At 40.5% G+C, this 25,262-nt stretch carries 20 protein-coding genes, 1 tRNA gene and 1 pseudogene; 7 read left to right on the forward strand and 15 right to left on the reverse strand.

What is annotated here, in order from left to right; genetic code table 11:
• Positions 1 to 159 precede the first annotated feature (159 nt).
• The 4 genes from LO761_RS06530 to LO761_RS06545 all read left to right on the forward strand — a co-directional run bounded on the left by LO761_RS06530 (position 160) and on the right by LO761_RS06545 (position 2,318).
• Positions 160 to 528, forward strand: a complete 369-nt coding sequence (locus tag LO761_RS06530) for a MobC family plasmid mobilization relaxosome protein (RefSeq protein ID WP_272817481.1) — start codon at positions 160 to 162, stop codon at positions 526 to 528.
• A gap of 3 nt (positions 529 to 531) precedes the next feature.
• Positions 532 to 1,086: a relaxase/mobilization nuclease domain-containing protein gene (locus tag LO761_RS06535; protein WP_272817482.1), complete on the forward strand. Its 555-nt coding sequence runs from the start codon at positions 532 to 534 to the stop codon at positions 1,084 to 1,086.
• 105 nt (positions 1,087 to 1,191) lie between these two features.
• Complete coding sequence (locus tag LO761_RS06540; protein WP_272817483.1) at positions 1,192 to 1,608, forward strand: hypothetical protein; 417 nt, start codon at positions 1,192 to 1,194, stop codon at positions 1,606 to 1,608.
• Between the two features lie 2 nt (positions 1,609 to 1,610).
• Entirely contained in the window at positions 1,611 to 2,318 is a 708-nt protein-coding gene (locus tag LO761_RS06545; RefSeq protein ID WP_272817484.1) for a hypothetical protein, read from the forward strand.
• 292 nt (positions 2,319 to 2,610) lie between these two features.
• Here LO761_RS06545 and LO761_RS06550 read toward each other — a convergent pair whose 3' ends face one another.
• The 15 genes and pseudogenes from LO761_RS06550 to LO761_RS06620 form a co-directional block, all read right to left on the reverse strand.
• Positions 2,611 to 4,995 (reverse strand): phospholipase D-like domain-containing protein, encoded by a 2,385-nt coding sequence (locus tag LO761_RS06550; protein ID WP_272817485.1) that lies wholly within the window; start codon positions 4,993 to 4,995, stop codon positions 2,611 to 2,613.
• Positions 4,982 to 5,530: a hypothetical protein gene (locus LO761_RS06555; RefSeq protein ID WP_272817486.1), complete on the reverse strand. Its 549-nt coding sequence runs from the start codon at positions 5,528 to 5,530 to the stop codon at positions 4,982 to 4,984. Before LO761_RS06555 ends, LO761_RS06550 begins: the two co-directional genes overlap by 14 nt.
• A gap of 138 nt (positions 5,531 to 5,668) precedes the next feature.
• Complete coding sequence (locus tag LO761_RS06560; protein WP_272817487.1) at positions 5,669 to 6,496, reverse strand: hypothetical protein; 828 nt, start codon at positions 6,494 to 6,496, stop codon at positions 5,669 to 5,671.
• A 15-nt stretch (positions 6,497 to 6,511) separates the two neighbouring features.
• Positions 6,512 to 9,439, reverse strand: coding sequence for a type I restriction endonuclease subunit R (locus LO761_RS06565; protein ID WP_272817488.1), 2,928 nt, complete (start codon positions 9,437 to 9,439; stop codon positions 6,512 to 6,514).
• 3 nt (positions 9,440 to 9,442) lie between these two features.
• The gene (locus LO761_RS06570) at positions 9,443 to 9,769 is read right to left on the reverse strand and encodes a hypothetical protein (protein WP_272817489.1); all 327 of its coding nucleotides are present in this window, start codon (positions 9,767 to 9,769) and stop codon (positions 9,443 to 9,445) included.
• Positions 9,769 to 10,860, reverse strand: coding sequence for a restriction endonuclease subunit S (locus LO761_RS06575; RefSeq protein WP_272817490.1), 1,092 nt, complete (start codon positions 10,858 to 10,860; stop codon positions 9,769 to 9,771). The genes LO761_RS06570 and LO761_RS06575 overlap by 1 nt, the downstream gene beginning before the upstream one ends.
• Position 10,861: 1 nt before the next feature.
• Positions 10,862 to 11,848, reverse strand: coding sequence for a site-specific tyrosine recombinase/integron integrase (gene xerA / locus LO761_RS06580; RefSeq protein ID WP_272817491.1), 987 nt, complete (start codon positions 11,846 to 11,848; stop codon positions 10,862 to 10,864).
• A gap of 46 nt (positions 11,849 to 11,894) precedes the next feature.
• Positions 11,895 to 12,980, reverse strand: a complete 1,086-nt coding sequence (locus tag LO761_RS06585; protein ID WP_272817492.1) for a hypothetical protein — start codon at positions 12,978 to 12,980, stop codon at positions 11,895 to 11,897.
• A gap of 22 nt (positions 12,981 to 13,002) precedes the next feature.
• Positions 13,003 to 14,166 carry a restriction endonuclease subunit S gene (locus LO761_RS06590; RefSeq protein ID WP_272817493.1) on the reverse strand — a complete coding sequence of 388 codons (1,164 nt, stop codon included), beginning with the start codon at positions 14,164 to 14,166 and terminating at the stop codon, positions 13,003 to 13,005.
• On the reverse strand, positions 14,159 to 15,700 hold the full coding sequence (locus LO761_RS06595) for a type I restriction-modification system subunit M (protein WP_272817494.1): 1,542 nt from the start codon (positions 15,698 to 15,700) through the stop codon (positions 14,159 to 14,161). The genes LO761_RS06590 and LO761_RS06595 overlap by 8 nt, the downstream gene beginning before the upstream one ends.
• A gap of 4 nt (positions 15,701 to 15,704) precedes the next feature.
• Entirely contained in the window at positions 15,705 to 17,240 is a 1,536-nt protein-coding gene (locus tag LO761_RS06600) for a type I restriction-modification system subunit M (protein WP_272817495.1), read from the reverse strand.
• A gap of 7 nt (positions 17,241 to 17,247) precedes the next feature.
• Positions 17,248 to 18,063 (reverse strand): hypothetical protein, encoded by an 816-nt coding sequence (locus LO761_RS06605; protein WP_272817496.1) that lies wholly within the window; start codon positions 18,061 to 18,063, stop codon positions 17,248 to 17,250.
• Positions 18,060 to 19,160: an AAA family ATPase gene (locus LO761_RS06610; protein ID WP_272817497.1), complete on the reverse strand. Its 1,101-nt coding sequence runs from the start codon at positions 19,158 to 19,160 to the stop codon at positions 18,060 to 18,062. Before LO761_RS06610 ends, LO761_RS06605 begins: the two co-directional genes overlap by 4 nt.
• 306 nt (positions 19,161 to 19,466) lie before the next feature.
• Positions 19,467 to 19,540, reverse strand: a tRNA-Ile gene (locus tag LO761_RS06615).
• Between the two features lie 167 nt (positions 19,541 to 19,707).
• Positions 19,708 to 20,660: pseudogene (locus LO761_RS06620) on the reverse strand (IS30 family transposase).
• 372 nt (positions 20,661 to 21,032) lie between these two features.
• Here LO761_RS06620 and LO761_RS06625 point away from each other — a divergent pair.
• The 3 genes from LO761_RS06625 to LO761_RS06635 are packed head-to-tail and all read left to right on the forward strand — an operon-like array spanning position 21,033 to position 25,191.
• Positions 21,033 to 23,669 carry a calcium-translocating P-type ATPase, PMCA-type gene (locus LO761_RS06625; protein WP_272817498.1) on the forward strand — a complete coding sequence of 879 codons (2,637 nt, stop codon included), beginning with the start codon at positions 21,033 to 21,035 and terminating at the stop codon, positions 23,667 to 23,669.
• Positions 23,654 to 24,268: an HAD family hydrolase gene (locus tag LO761_RS06630; RefSeq protein ID WP_272817499.1), complete on the forward strand. Its 615-nt coding sequence runs from the start codon at positions 23,654 to 23,656 to the stop codon at positions 24,266 to 24,268. Before LO761_RS06625 ends, LO761_RS06630 begins: the two co-directional genes overlap by 16 nt.
• Positions 24,268 to 25,191, forward strand: a complete 924-nt coding sequence (locus tag LO761_RS06635) for a bifunctional riboflavin kinase/FAD synthetase (protein WP_272817500.1) — start codon at positions 24,268 to 24,270, stop codon at positions 25,189 to 25,191. Before LO761_RS06630 ends, LO761_RS06635 begins: the two co-directional genes overlap by 1 nt.
• Positions 25,192 to 25,262: the final 71 nt, after the last annotated feature.

Consider the following 25,262-nt stretch of genomic DNA (forward strand, 5'->3'; position numbering starts at 1 on the left):
AAAAACAACGATGCATAACATCTCCGACCTCACTCCATTGGTCACTAACCACTGGCTATTATTATGGGGTTGGAGGAGTAAGTATAGGTTTTGTGTCCCACTAAACCACAGCTCAAAAAGCCGGAAATACCAGATGTCTCACTTAAACACTTCGCAAATATGAATACCCCAACCCCTAAGTGCCCCAGCAAAGGCGGTCGCCCGAAGAAACCAGAAGATGAGCAACGGCTCTTTCCTGTCAAAGTATATTTCGATGAACAAAGTTACAAGAAACTGTTGAACAAGCGAAGGCGTACAGGCATATCTCTCTCCACGTTAGTTTACGAGTTGGCTGTCAACGGTTATGTCAAAGAACCCATATCCAAAGAGGAAGTTTCTCTGCTTCGCTCATTGGCTGGCATGGCGAATAATTTGAATCAGCTTGCACATGAGGCACACATCCAACATTTCTCCCAAATGGAAGATCGTGTGCAGCACCTGGCAAATGAAATCAATGAAGTACTAATACGAATAATAAGTGAAAGATAAACTATGATAGCAAAGATACATCCAGGAAATAACTTTGGTGGCTTGGTCAACTATGCCAACGACATCGAGAAAAAGGATGCGGTGGTTGTGGCATCCTATGGCGTTAGCCTTGCATCCAATACCGCCATCACTGCCAGTTTCAAAGTACAGGCAAAGACCCACTATGGTGTGAAAGATTTCGTTGGGCATATATCGCTCAGTTTCTCTCCTGAGGACAAAGACAAAGTAGATAATGAGCTGATGGCAAAGATTGCCCAAGATTATATGCGAAGGATGGGCATCGTGAACACGCAGTTCGTCATATTCCGCCATCAAGACCAGCCGCACCCTCATGTGCATATCGTCTATAACCGAGTCGATAATGATGGTAATATCATCAAAGGTGACTGCAGCTTTTCCAAGTCGGCAGCCATCACCAAGGCTTTGACCAGAAAGTATGGACTAACTTTTGGCAAGGGCAAGAAGAACGTCCGACGCGACCGCCTTACGGGAAAGGATGCCATCAAGTACCACCTCTATGACACCATCACCGCCGCCTTGAAGGACTGCATCACTTGACAGCAGCTCCGAAAGGCTTTGTCAGAAAAAGGCATTTCGCTAGATTTCGTCCGCAACAGCGATGGCAGCGTACGTGGGGTGACCTTCACCGACAACGAATACCAAGTGACTTTCTCAGGCAGCAAGATTGACCGCTCGCTATCATTCGGTAGAATCGATAAGAACATGGTGAACATCTATCAAATCAATGATGACCCAAGCGACCGTCCCGAGTTCTACCCACACTACGACACGGAGTACATTACCCATATTACTCAGCAATACGGGCAAAACAGTCAAGACCGCCAAAGCACACCTTCCGATAGCACCGAGGATGCCTTTAACTTCACTCAGGCAAGTGGTCAGGAGGGTGGCACATCGTCTGGCAGCGGTATTGGCGCAGCCATCGCAGAAGTGCTGTTACAACCACATGTAGTTCCATCATCCGGTGGTGGCGGAGGTTCCAGTTCGAAGGACGATGATGACGATGACAAGGAGAAGAACAAGAATAAATATTATACACCACGTAAACGTAAGAGATAACTATGGCAAAGAATAAACCTACTCCATTAAAGGACGAACCCGTGATGTCACTCGATGACATATGCACCAAACTTGATGAACTGACTGCTTCAATCGGAGCTTTACAGAAAGAACCATGCGAACCGGTTGTACCCAAAGTGAACATTCAGGTCAAAGGGCTGCATTTCAAAACAGAAGAAGAATTCCATGAGAAGGTCATCCTCCTCTATAAAGGTTTGGGGATCTATAGCCAAGAACAAGAAGATGCCTATATCAAGGAATTACACGATAAAGGGGAACTTTCCAACAGGGAGATGCTTCAGGCAATTCACAAGAAGACTTGTGCCATTCCGGATGATAATAATCATGTGCCAAACTCTTTGAAGGATCAACTTATACACCGTTGGCACAAAATAAAAGAGTGCATCCATATTGTGTTCTATGAACCAAGCAACAAATGGTATCGTAATGTCTATGCTTGGATAAGTATCATTTTGACGCTTATGTTCACCATCTATGAGGTTGTCAATGTGAAACGTCTGAAAGCATATAATGAAGATTTGCAAACCATCGCGGCCCAGCATCAGATGACTAGAGAGATAATCCGAGAGCTTCAGCCAGACTTGTTCGTTACCATCACCAGCTTTGATGACATGGTTCAGTCTAAAGGGTACAGCTATGCACATGAGCATTTTGAAAACAACCTACCAAAAGAAAAGCCAAAGAAGTGACCCTTCTCTGGTTCGCTCCTCGCAATTGTCCGACGGAATTCGATTTATTAGAATTGTTGCGGACAATTGCAAACCTTTTAAATAATTTTTCTACTCATCGTATTTTTTCAAGATAAGACTAAAAACACGTTTGACTTTTTTCTCTTTCAGCGAGCGTGATACCGATGTCCGAAAAGCACGAAAGTCGAAAAGAACCAACTGAGTGATTTTGCTAATGAAATATATTTCGCGAGCATAATGTAACCCGCACGATTTCAGACGCGCACCTCGTCATAAAAAAATATTTATGTCTTTATTGACTTGCGTCTAAAGTTGCGATAAAGTTCTCTAGATGCCTCATGCGGAATGCATAGTCATATCTTTCGGATAAAGGTTCCAGCTCTCTTGATAGAAACTCAATAGAAGGCATCCCAAATAATGCAATCAAACTACTAACAGCTTTCAAGACACGTTTACCTTTTACCCTTTTATCTTCCTGATTGGAATATTTTAAAAATAGTGTTCCAAACAGAATGGAATATTTCATAGTTCGAATAGCGACCTTTTTATAACTTTCATCTTTTTCTACCGGTCCTTTCATTGCAACGCAAAACTTAACAAAATATTCTAGTGACTCAAGCCCCACTATACTGATGCTTCTGTCGAGACTATCATAGAAAAGCTTCTGATAATAACTTTTAGTCATGGAGTCCATATCGTCAAATAGATAACGAGATCTGTTAAGATAGCATATCTCCATTGCAGCGAATATTGACAACGAAAAGAAATTCAAGTCATCCTTAGTAACCACATTTTCGCCTTTGGCATTTACTTGCTCAAAACGTTTACTTATCATTTTCTGATATTTTGTCAATACAGAAGTCGATAATTCGCCGTAGTCTTTAATATGCTTCTGGTTTATCAATATATCCTCGCGTTCTTCCATTTCTCTGTCATTGCTTGTCTCTGCAGAACCTTCCTCCTCTTCATCAATTATGGCATCGTCTATTGAACGGATTTTCTTTCTAATACTTTCTTCAATACATTCTATCAGTTTGGAAGTTCGGTCGATTTGTATTGTTCTCTTACTTTTTGCATCATCATTGTCATATTCTGGGTTGTATTTTAACTCTGGTAAGAATTTTTCAGAATTGGTTTTCTTTTCTGAAGAAGCTTTTATTTCTGGATAAACTTTTTCTTCTGTATCAATAACTAAATCCAGCATCACGTCTGAAAGCATTTCAGCGACCTCCATTCCATCATAACCATCATTTTCTATACGAGAAATAACTCTGTTAAGGCTGCGACTCATTTTGGAGGGATTTGTTGTAGCAAGGGAATCCGTTCTATTGATAAAGATCTTATTTGAAGTTCGGTCCCCATCAGTATTTATTAGATAGCATATTGATTGCATTTTATCTAAATTGACCTCTACTTCATATCTACAATCTTTTACGTGATTTGGTTTAAAGGAAAATACATCTAATCCATTGCTAATAGCAAGCAGGGAGTCCTTTGGAAGTCTTTCTTTACAGATTATAGATAGTTTACCCGATTCATATTGTATAGATAACAACCTGAACTTGCTTTTCGCTTCAGCTGTATTGTTTTCAGAACGACTTAGTTTCCAAACTGGCACATCAAGTTTTTTTCTGGTTTTCAAACCAAGTAAAGCAAGAAAATCTTTCTCATCAGATTTATATAAAACACAGAACTCGTCGTTTATGCCTCTTTTAGTCAATGTTCCAAGACCTGATTTCGTGGCATTCGCACTTCCAATGACACAATATTCAGTGCCAAAGGTCTTGAAGTGTATTATCTTTGCATGAAGTTGTCTGTCATATGTTTTGAAAACTGATTTACCTCTTTTCGTCTCATTGAAGTCAAAGAATTCTATTTTCTTGCTTTGTTGAATTCTACAAGGTGGTAAAGTACAATCCTTGTGAATAAGAACGTTTATCATAGCATTAGGGCAAAGTTGGGACAACGTGGTTAATGACTCTCCATCTTCATCAAAGAATGGACTAAGAACTGTTATATTTTGTACATCACTTAATGGGACTAAGTTCGATATTTGTTGTTGGATGCTTGATGAAGGTTCGTTGTATAGCAGAGCTGCATTTAACCCTTCCTGTACCTTCCACATCTTATGAGGTACAATTGTGAAAGAGGAATCTAAAAAAATACAATTGTCGGGAACTTCATGCAGAATTCTATTGCGTTCAAAATCACCACATTGTTTTGCAAAGTGTGTAAGATATTGCCAACATTCTTCTATGAGTGGACGGTGAGAGTCGTTTGCCTCATCAATCATAAACCCTGTGAATGCTTCATGATTCTTTCCATGACCAGTAACCGTTAGATTACCTGTCCCAAATACTACCAGCACAGATTCGTCTCCAACAAAGAAATTGATTTTGGGATGAAAAGCCCCAATAGCATTCATGGTCGTTACACTATATTCCCTACCTATACTCTTCATGTAGATAGGGTTAATGTATTCTATAGACTTCTCCATTTGATGGCAATCAACAAACACATTTATACTACATATCTGTTTACGATGAAGCATATTCAATAACTGATTGTCAAAATGTATTAAGTCAATAGCATACGTAGTTAAAATAGCAGAATGGTATCTGCCATTCTTACCTCCACTGGGAATATCTAATAATATAGCATGCTCATTCTTTTCCATAGTTCTCAATGAATTCATGAGCAATGTCGGTTAACTTGTTACTAGAATCGATATAACTCATGTCCTGCAGATAATTAAAAAGGGAATTAATACGCGGTGAGGTCTCAACGGGATAGCGTTGCTCAACCAAGACGATTCGTCCATCTTCAAATATAAATTTCCTTAAATCTGAATTGTTTTTTCCCATCTTCGCTATAGCAACCACCGTATGCTCCTGCATAATTTGTGCTATTAAAGAATCCAGGTAGAATGAAATCGGAAAAGACAAATAGCGAGCTACATATGATTTCAGTCCTTCGCTGAATATGCCACGCTGGCGTTTTAAATCATTATTATTTTCAAATTCGAGAATGTCTTTTTTACAATTCTCAAATTCTGTGTAAAGCTTTAACAGCAGTGAAATTGCATGGGTTGTCGCAAGAATAAAATCCTGACGTTTAACAGCATTCCTCAATTCATCATAGAGATAATCTATATTGTTGATAACCTTCTTCCTCCATTCATCAATTGTTTTATACTCATTCTCTTCACCCAAGTTTGACGTTATTAACTCTACTATATTTTGTGACAGAACTTGCATCGTCGGATTGTGTAGTTCATGAACCTTGCTGAGAATTAGACAGAATATGGTGTCTATGCTGTAATGCAAGCATTCGCATAAATAATAGAAATATCAACCAAATGAAGTAGCTATCTTTTTATCTTCTGAAACATAAAGGAATCGGTTCTTTACAAAATTATCTACATCTTTTCCGTTTTCAATATCTCGTAGTAATAGATATATGGTGTCTTTACGATAAGAATTATTGTCATCATCTTTTGTGAGTAGGTGATTTAGATATTTCCATTCTTCAGACTCCCTCTCTGTTTTATGAATAGCTAACGGCTGTAATTCGTTTATTTCTTCTTCGCTTATATTACCATCTTGAATGCATTCTAACAATAAATCCCTCAAGTCCTTGTCGACACTATTTTGCAGAGCTACAGCTAATTCTTTACCTTTATTACGAAGATAAAAACGTCCTTCCTCTATCTTTACCAGTTCATAGTATATAAGTGAACCTAAATAATACTGACCAAATGCTCCAGTTTTAAATGTCCAATATTTATCTTTCGATTCGTAGTCTGCACCATCTGCCAAATTATAGACACTCTCTTCGACAAGTTTGTACCGACCTTGTGAAACAAACAAAGCACCAACTATAGCACCAATTCCTTGATCCTTCATGATTAATGCTATTGCTAATTCTGCCCGACGAATAAAATTGTATTGGTGTATAAAGTTCTGTCCTTTTTTCTCTAATTCATCGTACTCGCTTAATAACCAACAGTAAATACTGTAATAACGAATGTGTCTTGTCAGATTGGTGAGACCAGGAAGTAATTTGCTATAGGTTGCAATAGAACTATTCTGAATTCCCAACGGATCTCGACCTCCTTTGAAGCCTTCATTCGACGCCCAATATATATTCGTTATTTCAGATTGCTTGTACTGTGACATGTCGTATGATTGTTTTTAATAATACATTTCTATATAGCTATATGCCTTCTCGAAAACGTCATTGTCTTTAATCTGATATTTAATCCAAAGGATAGAACGCAGTTTCTTCTTTATCTCACGTCTGGCAGTAACGCTTTGGAAAGCATCGTTGAACTGGCGAATGATATTGACCACTTCATTGTCGATGTCGTTCACCACTTGTTCAACAATGATAGGCGTTTCCTCCGACTTGATACTCTGGAAGAGATCTGTTAGCGCAGCTCTTGCCTGAGCTCGCTTGTCCATCGGCTGCTCAATCTCCTTTTCTGCTTCCAGTAATTCACGAGCCATCTGCAATAGTTGCTTTAGGAAATCAATGCTTGAAATCAGATTGTGTTCCATTCGCTCACGCAATTCATCCAGCTTGTCTGCAAATTTCTTGAACTTTGGGTCGCCTTTATGCTCGCCAAGTCGAATCTTAAGCATCTTCTCTACCTCGACTATCTTCTTCTCACGCTTCTTTTCGTCTTCCAAAACCGAGTCGATGATGTCTGCATCTACAACGAGGTCTTCAAGTGGAGTGCCAATGTCAATGGTGTCAATATTGTTATGGATTATCTCTATGGTCTTAGCTCCAAGCAAAGTCCATATCAGGTTTCCACCACTTACAGGGCGTACACTCTGATATACCTGCGCCAGCCAAGTGTAATCATTTGAATACGGAGCGAGGAACTCATCAGGCGAAATAATTTCCCAGGCTTTTGCCAAACGCGCAAAATGGCGTGCAAAATTAGTCTTTACGCCTTCTTCCTTTAAACATTGCTGGGCAGCCGTCAATCCTTCCCATCCACCAATGGTGCGGTCAATACCAGGGAAGAACTGAATACATTCTTGCATGAATGTCGGGATAAGCGCTTTTATCTCGTCCATGTTCTTGATGATGATCTTCACGCTTTCCTCGTCGAATGCAAGGCTCTTAGCCACATCCTCAAACACACCGACGAAGTCAACAATCAGTCCGCACTTTTTGTTCTCGTTATAGGTACGATTAGTACGGCAAATGGCTTGTAGTAGTGTATGATTCTTCATCGGTTTGTCAAGATACATACACTGAAGGATGGGCGCATCAAAGCCTGTCAGCAGTTTGCTGGTCACGATGACGAACTTCAAGGGTGATAGCGGATCGCGGAACTGGTCAAGCAACTTCTTCTCCTCGTCAAGTGTCCGCTTATATGCCTTATATTCATCAGCTTTATCCCCTGAAGTATGCATCACAATGGTTGTCTGGTCATCAGTGCCAAGTAAGGCATCCAAAGCCTTCTTGTACTTCACACAGCAGTCACGATTATAAACTACAACCTGCGCCTTCATACCCGTTGGCTCCACATACTCACGGAAATGATTCACAATGTACTTACAAACATCATTGATACGCTTCTCTGCCGTAAAGAATGCCTCTACACTTGTGCGTCGAACAAGTTCCTGCTTGTCTTCCTCGCTAATCTGGTCGGTTAGCGCATCAAACTCTTCCTGAAGTTTAGCCTCGTCAAGATGCATTTCAACAGGAACCGTCTTGAAGTTCAGTTCCAGCGTGGCCCCATCATCTACGGAGTTCTGGAAAGTATACTTAGAAATATAGCCATATTCATCCTCTTCACTGCCGAAACAAGCAAAGGTGTTGTGATCATTGCGGTTGATAGGTGTACCAGTCAAACCGAAGAAGAATGCATTCGGCAGTGCTGTTCGCATCTTCTTACCGAGGTCGCCTTCTTGCGTGCGGTGTGCCTCGTCCATGAGCAGGATGATATTGTCGCGGTCATCAATGACTTCACCATCGTTCAGGTCACCAAACTTGAAGATGGTTGTGATAAGGATCTTGCGCTGGTGAATCTTCGTTTCCAGTTCTTCTTTTGAAGAAATACCATCCACGTTTGGAATCTCTGCACGGGTAAAGTCACCTGTAATCTGGTCTTCCAAATCAATTCGGTCATCCACAATGACCACCGTCGGAGCCTTCAAGTCATTCTGGCGACGTAATTTCTGGGCAGCGAACACCATCAGCCACGATTTTCCAGAGCCTTGGAAGTGCCAGACGAGTCCCTTCCTCGGACCCTTTCCAGTCCGATATGTACCCAACACTCGTTGCACAATAGCTTCACCACCAAGATATTGTTGGTAGCGGCATACAATCTTTATCTTTCTGCCACCAGAAGTACCCGTAAATACCGTATAATAGCGATAGATGTCAAGCAGCCGTTCTGGAGTAATCAGTGAAATGTAGTTGTGCTCCACATCTTCAAGCGTACCATGTCGACGCTCTTCGTCGGCAAACCAAGGTCCCCATTTATCCACTGGACAACCAACGCCCGCATATTGCAACTCTCGTCCTTCACTGGCAAAAGTGAGGATATTTGGCACAAACATTTCTGGGATGCTCTTTTGATAGTGAAGAATATCAGTTGCACCATCAGCCCATGTCACAGAAGATTTGACGGGTGTCTTGGCTTCACCTATTACCATGGGTATTCCATTGATGATATACACCAAGTCAAGACGCTTGCCGCCTTCCTTGCTTTTGCGAGGAAATTCCCATTGATTGGTGACTACACAGCGGTTCTCTGACGGTTTATCGCTAAAGAAGCGGATGTTGATATTCTCTCCATCCTTGCCGAAAGGATAGGAGTTCTCTTCAAACAGCAATTGGCGGAAACGGTCATTGGCATTAATCAGTTCTTCTTGATTGTTGCCAATGCTACAAGCTGCACGGAGTCGATAGATAACCTGTGCTGCCTGGTCATTTTTAATATCATTGAACTTCTTTAGGGCTGTCAACAACCATTCTGTGACAAGCACCTCGTCAGGCAGACGAGGAACTTCCTGCGGCTCCACGTAAATCCAACCACACTTGCCTGCGGCGTTGATGAGCATCTGCTCAACGGTATTTTCTTCATTAAAGTATGCCATATCTTATACTGTTACTGGAAATTTGATTTCCTTTTGTTTTTTGTTTTTTTTATTTGAATATGTTATCGTTACAGTTCCATGAGGGTTATGACCTCTGACTAATGTAAATGGTATCTTAACCTCTCTACCTGGTTCAAAATCCATGCTTTTATGGAATCCAAACACCCAGAAAGTGTCTTCGTTTCCAGTTATTTGCACATTACATGCCATCTTTTTGCTTATATTCTTTACAACAAGATGCCTGTCGAAAATATTAATTTCGAACCTAATTTGTATTCTCGGAATAAGCCATCCTATAACATCTTTTATTATATTGATAATCCAATCCATTAGCTTGCAATTCTATATTGATTTAAAGATCCTGATTTATCGGCCTGTTTAGCAATGGTTACAAACTTCATCTGCTCATCGTATGGAGGCAACTCAATTTCTAACTCTGAAAATGCTGTCTGATTTAATGATTTGAAGGAAGTGCCTGTACCCATTTTCTTTATATTATCTCTTTGATACATCAAAGCATGATAAAGAAACTCTACGTTACATACATTATCGTGGCACGTCGCTCTACATATAGATTGATTGGTTGCACATTCTATCTTATTGATAGCCATCACTCCAATACTACCACGGCAAACAAACATAAGTGTATCCACAGGTATAATCTTGCATGTTGCATATCCTACATCTGTAACTTTTTCGCAAGTATCATATACATACTTGCTTTTCATATCTTCTGCTGATACCCATGGCTTATCTCCATTCCAATACTCAGGATGAGCTTTTGATGGTGTACCTCCAGTAGATACATCCGCAAAAGATTTTATCATAGTTAATGGATAGCCTTTATCTTTGAACATCTCGATAAATTGCGATTTGAGCCCGTCAAATCCTGATTTATCGGCCTGTTCAGCAATTGCAGAAAATTGATTTTGTAAACTCATTGGAGGACACGGAACCAATATTTTAGCTATGTCATTTGGTTTTATTTCAAAGACTTTTGTACCGTGTACATACTCAATTTTTGTGTGATTGAATAATATGGATTTAAAAAAGAAAGACATGTATAGCGGATTCATACTATGTTTATATATGGCCGCATGGCCTCCTACTGCAACTGGATAGTCACCTAACCAGGCAGTACTCTTACATGACCCTTCTATATCTTCACTTGTGATTGCTATAACTAAATCGCCCTTTGATGCAAATCTCGTTTTAGATTCTAAATCAGAAGATATTTCAGTGATGTGTGAAGTTATAAAAGGTCCCAATTTTGTATGTATCTGCCCGTAATGAATACAAGGAATGCCATGTTCTACAAAATCAGATTTCTGAAATCCTCCTCCGCGAGTGAAAGAACCTACTTCGCCCAAAGTTTTTTGTGGCCAATTACCACCTCCAAACATCTCGATAAATTGCGACATACTATCCAATGAATTTATGGTGAGACAACTTAACATTATTCTGATTCACCATTGCATATTGCAATGTTGTATCGAGACTTTGATGGCCAAGAAGATGTTGAACTTGCTCGATGGGCATTCCTTTATCTATTGCCATAGTAGCGAGGGTGCGACGGAACTTGTGAGGATGAACCTTTGGTATGTTCAATTCTCGCCCGAGTCGTCGAAGACGTATTTCGACACCACTAATTTGGAGCCGTTCATTTGGAGCCAACAGCGACACAAAGAGAGCTTCGTTTGTGTCGGTGCGGCTATTCACATATTTCTGAAGATGTATCTTGGTACGGGCATCAAAGTACACTTTTCGTTGTTTATCGCCCTTGCCGGTAACAATGCACTCCCTGTTTTGATAATCTATATCATTTCGGTTAAGTCGGACTAGTTCACCGACCCTCATACCCGTGGAAACAAGTAAGTCAATCAAAGCAAGATCACGCACACTGGAGCAATGGTCGCGCATTTGCTCCAGAGCTTCATCAGTATAGGTTTCCTTGACGGTCTTACCAACTTTTACTTTATGTATTCTGCGAACAGGACTCTTGACAATGTAATTTTCTTCTTCCAGCCATGAAAAAAAACTGGATAAGATACGGCGGATGTTATCAACCGTAACCTTGCTTGCACCACTTTCCTCTTGATACTGGTTCAAATATCCACGAAGGTCATCTGTGGTAATGTGAACGACTTCTTTCTCTATCTTCACGAGAGCATTGATGATAGTGCTCTTGTAATAAGAGATTGATTTGTCTGAGCAACCTTCAACTTTCTTGGCAGCTATGAAATTGTCAATAAGAGTCTGATTATTACTTTCTGTATGTACAGATTCTTTCTTAGTCACGGAAATATTGCGGAAAGTGTAATCGAGTACCTTTCGCAACTGGCTTAACTGCTCGTTATCAAGAACATTGAGCATAGCCTGTTCTATTTCATTAATTAAATTGTCAATCATACTTTTATATGCTTTGTTTATTTAATTAACGTGACCTTGTATTAATTTAATTGTTTATCAAACTCTTATAATAATCCTTTATAGCCTTAAGATATTCCTCTGTTAGCTTTGGATCTACTTTACGGACGGTCTTCTGCTGATAAAGAACCGAGATCTGATCAACAGTTTGCATCAGAATCTGTGTTGCCTCCTTTATCATATCTGGAAGTTGTTCATTGATCCTGTTATTCTGCGAATAGAACTTATTGCGTGAACCAGATGTTACAAAATGACCATCAACCATATCTGGACTGTAGATTATCACATCTGCTGGCTCACCATTTACGGCAGTATAATAAATACAACACCTTAAATCCCAAGGACCATTATGAACATACTCATTCCTGAATGTCTCAAACTTCCTTACTACCTCTGGATCTGTAAACAACAACCCATTTTGCTTAAGAGATGGATCGATATTCTTTATATTCGGCTTATACATCGCCTTTTCTTTTTTACAATGCATATCCTTATAATTAGTAAAGTCGTATTGGTCAAACATAAATTGCTCAACTGCTATTTTGGAAAGTAAGTCAAATATGGAGGCGTAAGACACAAATATGCTATTCAGTAGTACATGAGCTTGCGTCTCGCGTTCCCCTCCTTGTCTAGAACCTGATGTGTATTGCTCAGGCTTATAATTCATCTTGCAAGGCACCAATTTGTATAATTCTTGCATATATAGCATTACAGCCGATATTCTATCTTGAATAGCAGTAACAAGGCTCCACAAATCATAATAATAGATAAATTTATTAAATACAGGATGAGTCGCCTTTGTTCTCAATTTCTCGTAAACAACTTTTGAGGAACATCCTTCGGGATTAATGCCTTCATCGCACACCCACTTCGGTATGTTAGAAATTACCTTCTCGAAATGGATGTCTTGGAAGAGAAAAGCATCAATACTATCATATAGTCCAATGATGTTGTGTTCAGAGAATTCTTCCAGCAATTTTCTACATTCAAGAACTGGATGCAATGGATCATCTGCAATGGCCTTTTCATAAACCTCCCAGTCAAATCCATCATCATTATTATTTGAAGATTTATTTTTCCTAAATAAAGTATTAAAGAAATGCACTATACTCATATACTAATACTATTTTGTAAACCTATAGATTTTCGTTGATTAAGCTTTTGATGACTTTGTCTATTGCCTCTATTGATTTACGAAGTTCAAATCCTGATTTATCGGCCTGATTGTAGATGTTTTCAAACCTATTTTGTTCTTCAATTGGAGGAAGACCTACCATGAAGTTCTCAAGATAATTTGCTGGCACTCGTTTTTGTCCTCCGGTTCCAGTCATATTCTTGCTGGCTCTTTCTCTAAAAATCGGTAATCTTGTTAAAGCCAATAACCAATATGGACTAGATACGTTTTCTATAGGTCTAAGAACATGGAACTCTGTAGAACCCATGCCAATGTTATTCGTAAGTCCTTCTGCAATAGCTCCTTTACCATTTTCCATGCAAGGAGTTATCTTCGCAAACAAGACATCGCCATTCTCAAAATACGTAAAGCCCTTCTTGACTTTTCCGTATTCTTCATCTGTAACATCCTGAAGATAGCCATTTTCACTAACTGAAGGCATTGGTACAAATGAAACATTATCTGTATCTTCTAGCCCCAAGCTTGGTCTTCTTGGATTCAACTCGCAACAATCGCCAAGTTTCTTGAGCGGGTATCTTTGAACTGATGATAATGGATTCCCAAACATCTCGATAAATTGCGATTTCACCATTTCTTCAGTAGCGGTAAGAAGCTTCTTATATGATTCTTTCAGGCGATATGCCGCCCAAAGTTTATCTGCAAGAACTTTTTGCTCTGCCATAGGAGGTAAATCAAACTCGTAGTCATAAAGCATTTCTTTAGAAATACGCTTTGAATTCATTCCATCTGCGTGTTTGTTAGCATATGCCCAGAATACATTGCTATTTAGGATAAACGGTATGATTCTTATTGCATCCTGTTTTGAAATTCCTGTTCGATACTCGCAATCATCATAAATACGAAGTACAATAGAATCTCCTGATGTAAGGCCATCAAAAAAGGCAATACCAGCTCTTTTTAGGTATACATTACGTCTAGCAATAAGGATGTCATTCTTTCGGAATTCCTTAACTGATGAAGATAAAAGACTTTTATCAGTATAACGAGTTATAACAGGTTCGCCAGAGTCATAATGCTCCAAACCTACGAATCTGTCAAAAGGACTAGACTGAGCATCCTTAATGGCGACAGAAATATCTTGTGCAAAATCTTTTAATTTATACATGCTCTCTGTCAGTTATCATGTTAACCAATAATTCAAATTCATTGTTTAGTGATTCGCTGCTGCATTTCCAATTTTGAATAGAATCATCAATGTCAAAGCCTTCATCGTTAATCCCTTCAACATAATACGAAATACTAAGGACAGAATTTGCCTCAATAATTTCTTCGTTGGTAACCACCTTTGCAAAACCATCTATGTCAACAAAGCCATTATATGCATTTAAGATTTTCTGAATTTGCGATTCATCTAGATAGCTAAACGCATTTTTCCTAGTGACATCATTTTCAGCATCAATAAAAATAACCTTGCCTTTCCTCTCAACGGGCTTGTTTACCTGGCACACGAGAACACATGATATCATTGCTGAATTGTAAAACAAGTTATGGCCAAGTGCAATTACAGCTTCTAACGTATCCATCTTAACCAGATTTTCACGCATATCTCTCTCCTCTTTGCGGAAAAGGATACCATGAGGCAATAAAATAGAACAACGTCCTGTTTTAGTAGCCATAGAAGCAATGATGTGCTGAATGAATGCATAATCCGCTTTACTTTGAGGTGGTGTCCCAAGGAAATTACGTCCCCATTTATCATTCATAAAAGCTTCGCGATTCCATTGTTTTATGGCATATGGCGGATTTGCCAACACGATATCAAACTTTCGCAAATGGCTACCATCAACAAAAGCAGGATGAGCCAGTGTGTCTTCACGAACAATGCTGAAATCCTCCACACCATTCAAGTAGAGGTTCATGCGAGCAATGGAAGCGGTCAGAGCATTGATCTCCTGCCCGAACACCTTTACTCCTTGCCAAGGCTGCCCCTTCTGGCGTAGGAAGTCAAGGCACTTCACAAGCATTCCTCCTGATCCACAAGTGGGGTCGTAGATGCTTTCGTCGGGTTTTGGCTGGAGAATCTCAGCCATCAGCGTTACCACCGTGCGATTTGTATAGAACTCCTGTGCTGTGTTTCCTGCATCGTCGGCAAACTTACCCACAAGGTATTCGTATGCCTGACCCATCTCATCAGCAGGGCAGGAAGACAAGCCCAGGTTATAGCGAGAGAAGTCTTCAATGAGAGATGTGATGATATGGTCGGGCATCTTGTTTTTGTTCGTCCATCCATCCTTTGGCCCAAAAATGCCATCCAGACCACCAATGACACGACCATCTGCTTCTTCACCCGGATTGACCTGCTCAATGGCGATAAAAGCTTCTACCAAACGTTGACCAACATTCTCTGTTACCTCGCGCACATCACGCCAATGTGCACCATCAGGAATGCGGATAGCCAGTTCCTCAGCTTGCATACCTGCATATTCCTCTCCACCTTCTGCCACAAAGCCCTCGAACTGCTCGTCATAGACATCACTGATGCGTTTGAAGAATAGCAGCGGGAAGATATATTCCTTATAGCCGACAGCGTCTATCTGTCCACGAAGACGGGTGGCAGCACCCCAGAGGAACGATTTCAGTTCGTCCAATGAGATGGTCTCGTCTGGTCGACGGTATTGTGTATTTTTATGCTCTTCCATCTTTCTATGCGTTTATGATGTTTCTGAATTCCGCCTCACGAAACTTCACTTCCTCGTAAGCAGCCTTGAACGCAGCAAGCACCTCTGCATAAGGCTTAATCGCTTCGCGATGGTACTGCACATATTTGTTCGGCGAAAGGTCGTAGCCTTTGGCTGCAATTTCTTCGAGCGTGACCACTTGCGAGAAGTCTTCTACATTCTCGTAGTTGATATACAACTCATACAGCCGGTCAACGTCCTTCTGCTCCAGGATGTTTTGGGCACGCTTTTGCGTCAGAATCTTTGTGCCGTCTATCATCAGCACTCGTGCACTATGAGCGGCAGATTTCATCTTGCGAATAATCAGGAAGCACGGCGAAAGACCTGTCCCATAAAAGAGTTTATCACCAAGGGTAACAACAGCTTCCACCATGTCGCTCTTCACCAGTTTTTCACGGATGCGGCCTTCTTCATTACCTCGGAAGAGTACACCTTGTGGCATTACCACAGCCATGCGACCCTTTCCAGGAGCCATCGATACTATCATGTGCTGAATCCAAGCATAGTCGCCACACGAGTCGCTGGGCGTTCCCCAGATGTTACGACCATACTTATCAGAAGACCATTCTACTGAGCCCCATTTCTCCAGTGAGAACGGAGGATTGGCAATCACGCAATCAAACTTAGCCACCTCGCCACCTTGCAGAATCTTTGGGTTGCGCAGCGTGTCACCTTGCATGATGTTGAAATCACTGGCACCATGCAGGAAGAGGTTCATCTTGGCAATGGCCGAGTTGACCACGTTCTTCTCCTGTCCGAAGATGTTTCCACAGCAGAGGCTGCTGTGATTCATGTGATGCACGGCTTCTATAAGCATACCGCCACTACCACAAGCAGGGTCATAAACACTTTCACCTGGCTGCGGGTCGAGAATATGGACAAGTAACTGTACCACGGAACGAGGAGTATAGAATTCACCAGCCTTTGCCTTTGAATCATCAGCAAATTTCTTCAACAATATCTCGTATGCATCACCCATTAGGTCGGTGGGATAGTTTTTGTTGCCCAGCTTGCGAGTGCTCAGGTGTTCGATGAGGTCACGTATTTTCCCATCGGAAAGATTCTTCTTGTCCGTCCACTTCTGAGCACTGAACATACTGAGTACACCATAGAGCGTGTCAGGGTTGGCCAACTCTATACCACGCATGGCACCAACGATGGCAGCACCAAGATTCTCTGTACGTTCACGTACATCCTGCCAGTGACAACCATCAGGGATAACAAAGCGGTGCTGCTCTGGAAGCGAGGCGTATTCTTCATCGCCACCACTTTCCTGAAGGGCATCCAAGGTTTCTTCATCATACACATCGCTGATGCGCTTATAATAAAGTATTGGCGTTATATAATCCTTGAAGTTGTCCTGACTCACAGGCCCGCGTATGATATTGCACGCCTCAAATAGGAAGTTGTATAAGTTTTGTACACCTTCCAATTTCAGTTCCTGCGGAGTCTTAGGAATTTCACTGTTGTTTGATGCATTTATTCTTATTTTCTTAGCCATGTCATTTCTATTTTCTTTCCCATATTATCTTTCTTCCAAAGTAGTCGAACAGGAATATGGGGAATGCATTAAGTATAGCAACCTTACATTCATCCGTTTCGACATATTTGGAAAGTTGATTGCTAAAGACTGCCAGCTGACTATCGGATTCATCAGGAACTTCATTTTTGTCGTTACAGATGAAATGTGCCTTACTGACATTCATAACAACAAGATGTTTCCAGTTCGTCTTTGCATTGTCAATCTTCTCTTGTATTTTCGTTTCGTCGTCAGCTGGTTTGATGGTGAGAATGATATATTCCAAATTTCCTCCATTGAAAGAGAATTCATGAACTTGGTGTTTGAATCTTACTTCCTGGCATTGTTGACGTGTCACGGTGTATGTCCAATAGTCGCTGTCCGGTAACTCTTTTGTGTAGCGGAGCGACTCAACCATCGGATAATTGATATACAACTTACCATTCGCTGTTTCATCAGTAAAGAAGTCCAGCATTTCTGATAGCCTCTTGTTGTTCTCTTCAAGAGTCCGGGCCTTTTCTTGGAAATCGTAGTCGAAAAATAGGTATATTTCAGCCACCACGTCCTCTCTAATGTCTTTCAACGTTTCGTCACCTTTCTCAAGGAGAATCTCCTTAAGCACAGATACGGTATCTACTTCAAATGCTCCATTGAGAGAATCGTGCTCCATGAGCTTGGTATAGAGTGAGTATATATTACTATTGTACGTGCACACGAAGGTATCGAGCTTCTCTGGGAAGAAAAGCTGTTTGATAGACTCGAAATAAGTCTTATCGTCCTTGCCTTCAAATACAAACAGTATCATACTTCAAATGCACCAGCGCGGAATAGTTTCTCAATATTATGCCCGAATCGCAGTTCCTTCTCTGTGCAAGCGTGCAATGGCTTAATCTTGTTGTTCTGCAAAATGAAGTTGCAATCTGGGCGCAACAAATCGTTCGTCATCAAATAGGTATTGTGAGATGACGTGAAGACCTGACAATTAAGATTGAACAATTGCTTACATACCTCAAATGCCAACTTGAAATGGTAGAATGCATCGAATTCATCGATAAAGACAAAGGATGCTTCGTTCATCTTTTTTAGCCAGAAATATAGCAACTTCAACGACTGTGTACCCGTTGAAGCTATCAAGTCAAAAGCAATAACCCCATTCCCTATCTTGCAGAACAGGATCTTGTCCGTTGTCCTTGACTGAACAAACTCAAACTTTTGCCCACTAATTTTCCGCAGGAAATCAGCAAAGTCTTTAACTAATCTGTTTTTGATAATATACTCGTCAAGAATAGTTACCATGTTGTCAAATCCCATGTATTCATTAACCTTCAGGCATCTGAACCATAACATAGAATCGACAAAGTTGCGCATCCGAATCAAATAGTGGTCTTTGGCAAGAGGATAAGATGTCAGCAAGTAGTTCACTATAGAAATACTGTTGGCATTCATCTGCAGGTTCCGCTTTGCATCTGGATTTATCGGGAATTGTTTCTCATCGAGTTCAAGTGTATCTATCCTCCGCTTGAATACGGGCACACCATCAACAATCAGTGCTTCCTTTACAAGCGCTCCAAATACATTCTTGGAATATTTGTATTCAATTGCTTGATCGTCAAATTTAAACGTATACTCAAAATCTACGTTCAAATTAGAATCACCTCCATAGACAAAGTTCTGATAGTAGTCAGGTTTCTTAGATTTCTGTGTAAGATGATTAACTATATCGAATAGTGCTACACTGAAGTTAGTCTTACCTGAACCATTTGGTCCATAGATAATACCATTCTTAATTACTCCATCTTTAACAGCGTATGTGTTGAAAGAGTAATTGCTGGGATGTGATAAGTCCCATTCTATTCTTTCGGCAAAACCGCGGAAGTTTTTTACGGCAAATTTAATGAGCATAACCTTATTCTTTTAGATTTCTGGGGCAAATATACAATAAAGTTTTTAATTCCCGTAATTTTTTTACGGAAATATAACATTTAAGTGATGTTTTTGGTGGTTTTGCACCTGTTTTGACCTATCGAGGCCCAATTCCTGTGCAGAAATAAAGGTTTCCTATATGATAACAAATGGATAAAATACTCTATGAAACTCGATAAGATTTTTTGAGTCAAAATCGCCAACTAAAGCCGTTTGTTTACGCATTGTTTACGCAGACATGAAAAAAGCACTTGCGAGAAACTCGTAAGTGCTTGATTTTCAGTGTGGACCAGCCAGGGCTTGAACCTGGGACCTCCAGATTATGAGTCTGTTGCTCTAACCAACTGAGCTACAAGTCCAATACTCTTTTAGAATACTCCGAGTCTAAAGGGCAATTTAAAGTCATTCCTATTAAAAGCGGTGCAAATTTAAGCAACTCTTTCTGTTTCTGCAAATGAAAGTCCAAAAAAGTTAAGTTTCTCCTTTTATTTCTTATTCACTAAAGAGTCAACCAGCAAGTGCAATATTACGCATAATATTTGAAAAACTCCTTGAATGGTGTAGAGAATTTTAATTTTTCTATTGGCCTTCTGTTTCTTTTTGCTTGTATGCATTTGATTCTTTTGTCGGTGACAGCACTAATATCAGTCCCTTTAGGAATGTATTGCCTGATAAGTTTATTCGTGTTTTCAACAGCCCCTTCTGCCATGACGAAAAAGAATCGGTGAAATAAATCTTCAGTTTGAGATGCTTTGCAATCCATTCGTACTCGGCAAATTCACTCCCGTTGTCCGTTGTGATAGTCTTGAGCAATTCCCCTTTATAGGGTATAAGCAGTCTCCGGACGGTCTTTGCCAACGGCATAGCTTTTTCCCCTTGTTTGAGTTTCTCCATAATAAGGAAGTTTGTGCTCCTTTCTATCATCGTCAAGATGGCGTTACTGTCCTTGTCAACGATAAGATCCATCTCCCAGTCTCCGAATCCCTTTCCATCGGCTTCTGCCGGACGTTCATGTATGTTGACCCTGTTGCGGATATTGATACTCTTGGGCTGATGCCTTACAGTACTCTTACGATGATATTTCATTTTGTGCCTGCAGTTGGATGCCGGCTCCCCGCTGGCATCCTGACGGATGAGCTTATAGATGGTCTCATGGGAAACTTTTATGCTCTCTTCTCTTTTCGGATACCCAGAAACCTGTTTGGGAGACCATTGCTCGTTCTTGATATACTCCTCGATACGCCACCTTAGTATGGCAGACAAAGATCTGTTCCCCGGACTGCGATGAATGCGGAAGGAAGACATGTCGTCCGCCTTGTCCCACACATATTTGCAGTTCTTGGTCTTATTACGACGCAACTTGCGGCTAACTGTTGATTCACTGACACCGATAAGCTGAGCAATTGTCTTTTGTGTCATTTCCTTTTGGAGTCCCAGGTAAATTCCATACCTTTGCTCACGGGTTAAGTGCTTGTACATAAGCAATACAAAAGTAATTAATCCTTGGGAGACGGCGGTCTCCTTTTTTAGTTTGTGAGGATAAGTGCTTTCGGTGTTGCGTATGAACGTGAAAAGTGATGCTGATGAGTTGACAAGTTCATGCGCATGAGTTGGGCAAGTCATCCGCATGAGTTGATCGATTCATACGTATCACTTTGTTGTCTGATCTATATGATGATTATGGATAGAGCTGATGATTATAAAAAATCACGATATATGTTTATGTGCATTGCAGATGAGAATAGTGTTCGATATGGAACTGTGATGTTACCTGTAAAAAGAATAAATTCATCGTATTGTAATGTGGACAAGGATATAAATTTGTACTTTTGTGAGATGTTTGAGAAAAGTATGAAGAATTTTCAAAACCATAAAATATTAACAGGGCTATCCGACGAGCAAGTCCTGAAAAGTCGTAACAGGCATGGTGCCAATTTGTTGACTCCTCCTAAGCGACCTTCGATGTGGAAACTGTATTTGGAAAAGTTCAAAGACCCGGTTATTCAAATTCTTTTAGTTGCTGCCGCTTTATCATTAGTAATTTCGATTATTGAAGATGAATATGTAGAGACTATCGGAATATTTTTCGCAATCTTTTTAGCAACCGGCATAAGTTTTTATTTCGAATACGATGCGAATAAGAAATTTGACCTCCTGAACGAAGTAAACGAGGAGACTCCTGTTACGGTAATGCGTAATGGTAAAATTCATGAGATTCCTAAAAAGGAGATTGTTGTGGGTGACATCGTTATGCTGAATACAGGAGAAGAAATCCCCGCTGATGGTATCTTGCAGGAATCTGTGTCGTTACAAGTAAATGAATCGAGTCTTACCGGTGAGTTGATGGTTTCAAAAACGGTTGATGAGGCTTTTTTTCAGAAAGATGCCACATATCCGAGTAACTGTGTGTATCGCGGAACGATGGTCTTGGATGGTCATGGTATGATGGAAGTTACTGCTGTGGGTGATGCTACGGAGATTGGGAAAGTGGCGCGACAGGCAGCCAATGAGGATACGGAACAGACTCCGTTGAATGTACAATTGAAGAAGTTGGCTGATTTTATCGGTCGAATAGGCTTTACGGTAGCTGTTCTAACTTTTGTCATCTTTACCGCAAGAGATTTATATATTTATATTAGTGGCCGGACTATTGATGAATGGCAGGAAGGACTGTATATTGCCCAAATTGTATTGAAATACTTTATGATGGGTGTTACGCTTATTGTGGTAGCGGTTCCTGAAGGACTTCCGATGAGTGTTACTCTGAGTTTGGCACTTAATATGCGCAGAATGTTGAAAACAAACAATTTGGTACGTAAAATGCATGCCTGTGAAACGATGGGTGCTATTACTGTTATCTGCACAGATAAGACAGGTACGCTGACACAGAATCAGATGCAGGTGTACGATGCCGAATTGAAGAATACAGATAAAGAACTGATTAGCGAAAGCATCAGTGCTAATTCTACAGCTTTTCTTGACGAACAGGGAGTTGGTGTGGGTAATCCCACGGAAGTAGCTTTACTCTTATGGTTGAAGAATCAGGATATAGATTATCTTCGTGTACGGGAGAATGTAAAGGTAATCGATCAGATAACTTTCTCTACCGAACGGAAATATATGGCGACGTTGGTTTATTCGCTGGTTAAGGATGGTTATATTCTTTATGTAAAAGGCGCTCCGGAGATTCTGTTGGGAATGTCGAACGTTTCTTCCGATGAAAAGGAACATTTCGAGCAATTATTATCCGAATATCAGGCGAAAGCGATGCGTACTATAGCTATCGCCTATAAAAAATTCTCTTCTGATTCGTCACTTAAATGTGAGAATTTGATTCATCAAGGTAATTTAAACTTCTTGGGAATCTTTGCCATCAGCGATCCGGTGCGTTTGGATGTGCCACCTGCTGTACAGAAATGCAGGTCGGCGGGTATAGATGTAAAGATTGTAACCGGTGATACTCCCGGGACTGCGAGGGAAATTGCTCGTCAGATAGGATTATGGACAGAGAGAGATACGGATCGGAATCTGATTACAGGAGTTGAGTTTGGCGCATTGACTGATGAGGAAGCGTTTGAACGCGTTAAAGACATTAAGGTGATGAGTCGTGCCCGTCCGATGGATAAGCAACGACTCGTTCAACTATTACAGAAACGAGGTGAAGTGGTTGCTGTTACGGGGGATGGAACAAATGACGCGCCGGCATTGCATCATGCCCAAGTGGGGTTATCTATGGGGGCAGGAACTTCTGTCGCGAAGGAAGCCAGTGATATTACGTTACTTGATGATTCGTTCAATAGTATTGCTACGGCAGTCATGTGGGGACGTTCTTTGTATAAAAATATCCAGCGGTTTATTGTATTCCAGCTGACGATTAATTTGGTTGCTCTGGCCAGTGTGTTGATAGGCGCGTTTTTAGGAACCGAACTTCCGCTGACTGTTACGCAAATGCTTTGGGTGAATCTGATTATGGATACTTTTGCTGCGTTGGCTTTGTCATCTATTCCGCCGACACAGGATGTAATGAATGAGCAGCCACGTAAGGCTCAGGAATTCATTATAACGCCTTCTATGCGCAATAACATAATCGGAGTGGGATGTAGCTTTCTTATTATATTGATAGTGATGATTTATGGTATAAAGATGCTACCGCCTGAAATGGAACTTAGAGGATTAACTATATTCTTTACGGTGTTTGTTATGCTTCAGTTTTGGAATTTATTTAATGCTGGCGTGTTCGGAACAAACCATTCCGTCTTTAAAGATGCCGGTCATGCTATTGGAATGCTGAGCGTAGCCGGAATTATACTTTTGGGACAGATTATTATAGTTCAGTTTGGAGGTGAGATATTCCGAACCGTACCGTTGAGATTCACAGAATGGCTGTATATAATAGGTATTACGTCATTTGTTATGTGGATTGGAGAATTTTTACGATTTTTGAGACGGCTTAAAGTAAGGAGGCAAAAGGAATGGATACAAAGATAAAAAACTTGATTTTTGATTTTGGTGGTGTGATTGTTGACTTAGACTTTAGTCGGACTGTTAATGCGTTTCGTGCTGCAGGTTTCTTCGATATCGAAGAGAAGTTAAGTACCATTAAGCAGGATAAAATCTTTTTTCAGTATGAAGTAGGGGAATTGTCAACTAAATATTTTCGGAGAAAGTTACGGAAGCATTTTAGTTCTTCACTCTTTGATAAGGATATTGATTATATGTGGAATGCAATGCTGGTGGGAATTCCTTCATATAAGTTAGACCTTCTTCTTGAACTGAAAGAGAAGTATAATCTTTATTTGTTGAGTAATACCAATGAGCTGCATTGGGAATATGCTCAGGATTGTCTGTTCAATTATAAGGATCACGCATGGAATGATTTCTTTAAGAAGGTTTATCTTTCGTTTCAAATGCATCTTGATAAGCCTTCTCCGGAAATTTATCAGGAAATGATGAAAGATGCCGGAATAAAACCGGAGGAGTCTCTGTTTATCGATGATATAGAACTTAACTGCGATGGCGCAAGGCAAGTTGGTTTGAATGCTGTTCAGTATCGAATTGAAGATGATTTGAGGAAATATTTTGAGTAATGGATATAGTTACCGGGAATTCGGGTATTTGTTTATCGGAGAGTGTAGGGACCATCGGCTTTTTTGATGGTGTTCATCGTGGGCATTGTTTTCTTTTGGATCAGGTGCGGAATCTGGCAAAAGAACGTCAATTAGATTCATCGGTCATTACCTTTGAGGTTCATCCACGAAAAGTATTGCAAAGTGATTATCAACCGGAATTGCTCACAACTCCTGAAGAGAAGTATGATTTACTGGCTGTCACCGGAGTACAACATTGCATTTGGATGCAATTTTCTAAAGAGCTTTCATTGCTTTCTGCATTCGACTTTATGAAGTTGCTTCATGAAAAGTATCATATATCAGCTTTAGTCATCGGATATGACCATCGGTTTGGGCATAACCGAAGTGAAGGCTTTGAGGATTACTATCGTTATGGACAAGAACTGAAAATGGAAGTGGTATGTGCCAAGGAATTTGACTCGGAAGGAACGGCAATCAGCTCGTCTGTTATTCGTAAGTTGTTGAAAGAAGGGAAGATTACTCAGGCTAATGAGCATCTTGGGTATAATTATTTTCTGACTGGAACGGTAGTTGAGGGGCGTCAGATCGGTCGTGGAATGGGATTCCCTACTGCTAATATCCAATTGAACAATTCGGATAAACTGATTCCGGGTGATGGTGTTTATGCATCGTACGTTTATTTGAACGATCGGAAGTATAAGGGAATGCTGAATATTGGAAATCGTCCGACTATACAGAATGGCAAGGACCGCAGCATTGAGGTAAACATACTCGACTTTTCAGGTGAGATATATCGTCAGCCTCTTCGTGTTGAGTTGGTGAAATATTTACGCGAGGAGCGGAAGTACCCTGATATATCCGGATTAGTGGAACAAATGAAGAAAGATAGAGAAGTTGTCTCTCATTTGTTGGACGTGTAATCATATATATTTCTGTTTTTAGTTTTTCAAAAAAGTACTAATACATAGAAAATCTTTCGTTTAAAAGTCGT

Origin of the sequence: Phocaeicola oris, from assembly GCF_021295095.1 — a bacterium.
Classification (GTDB): Bacteria; Bacteroidota; Bacteroidia; order Bacteroidales; family Bacteroidaceae; genus Phocaeicola; species Phocaeicola oris.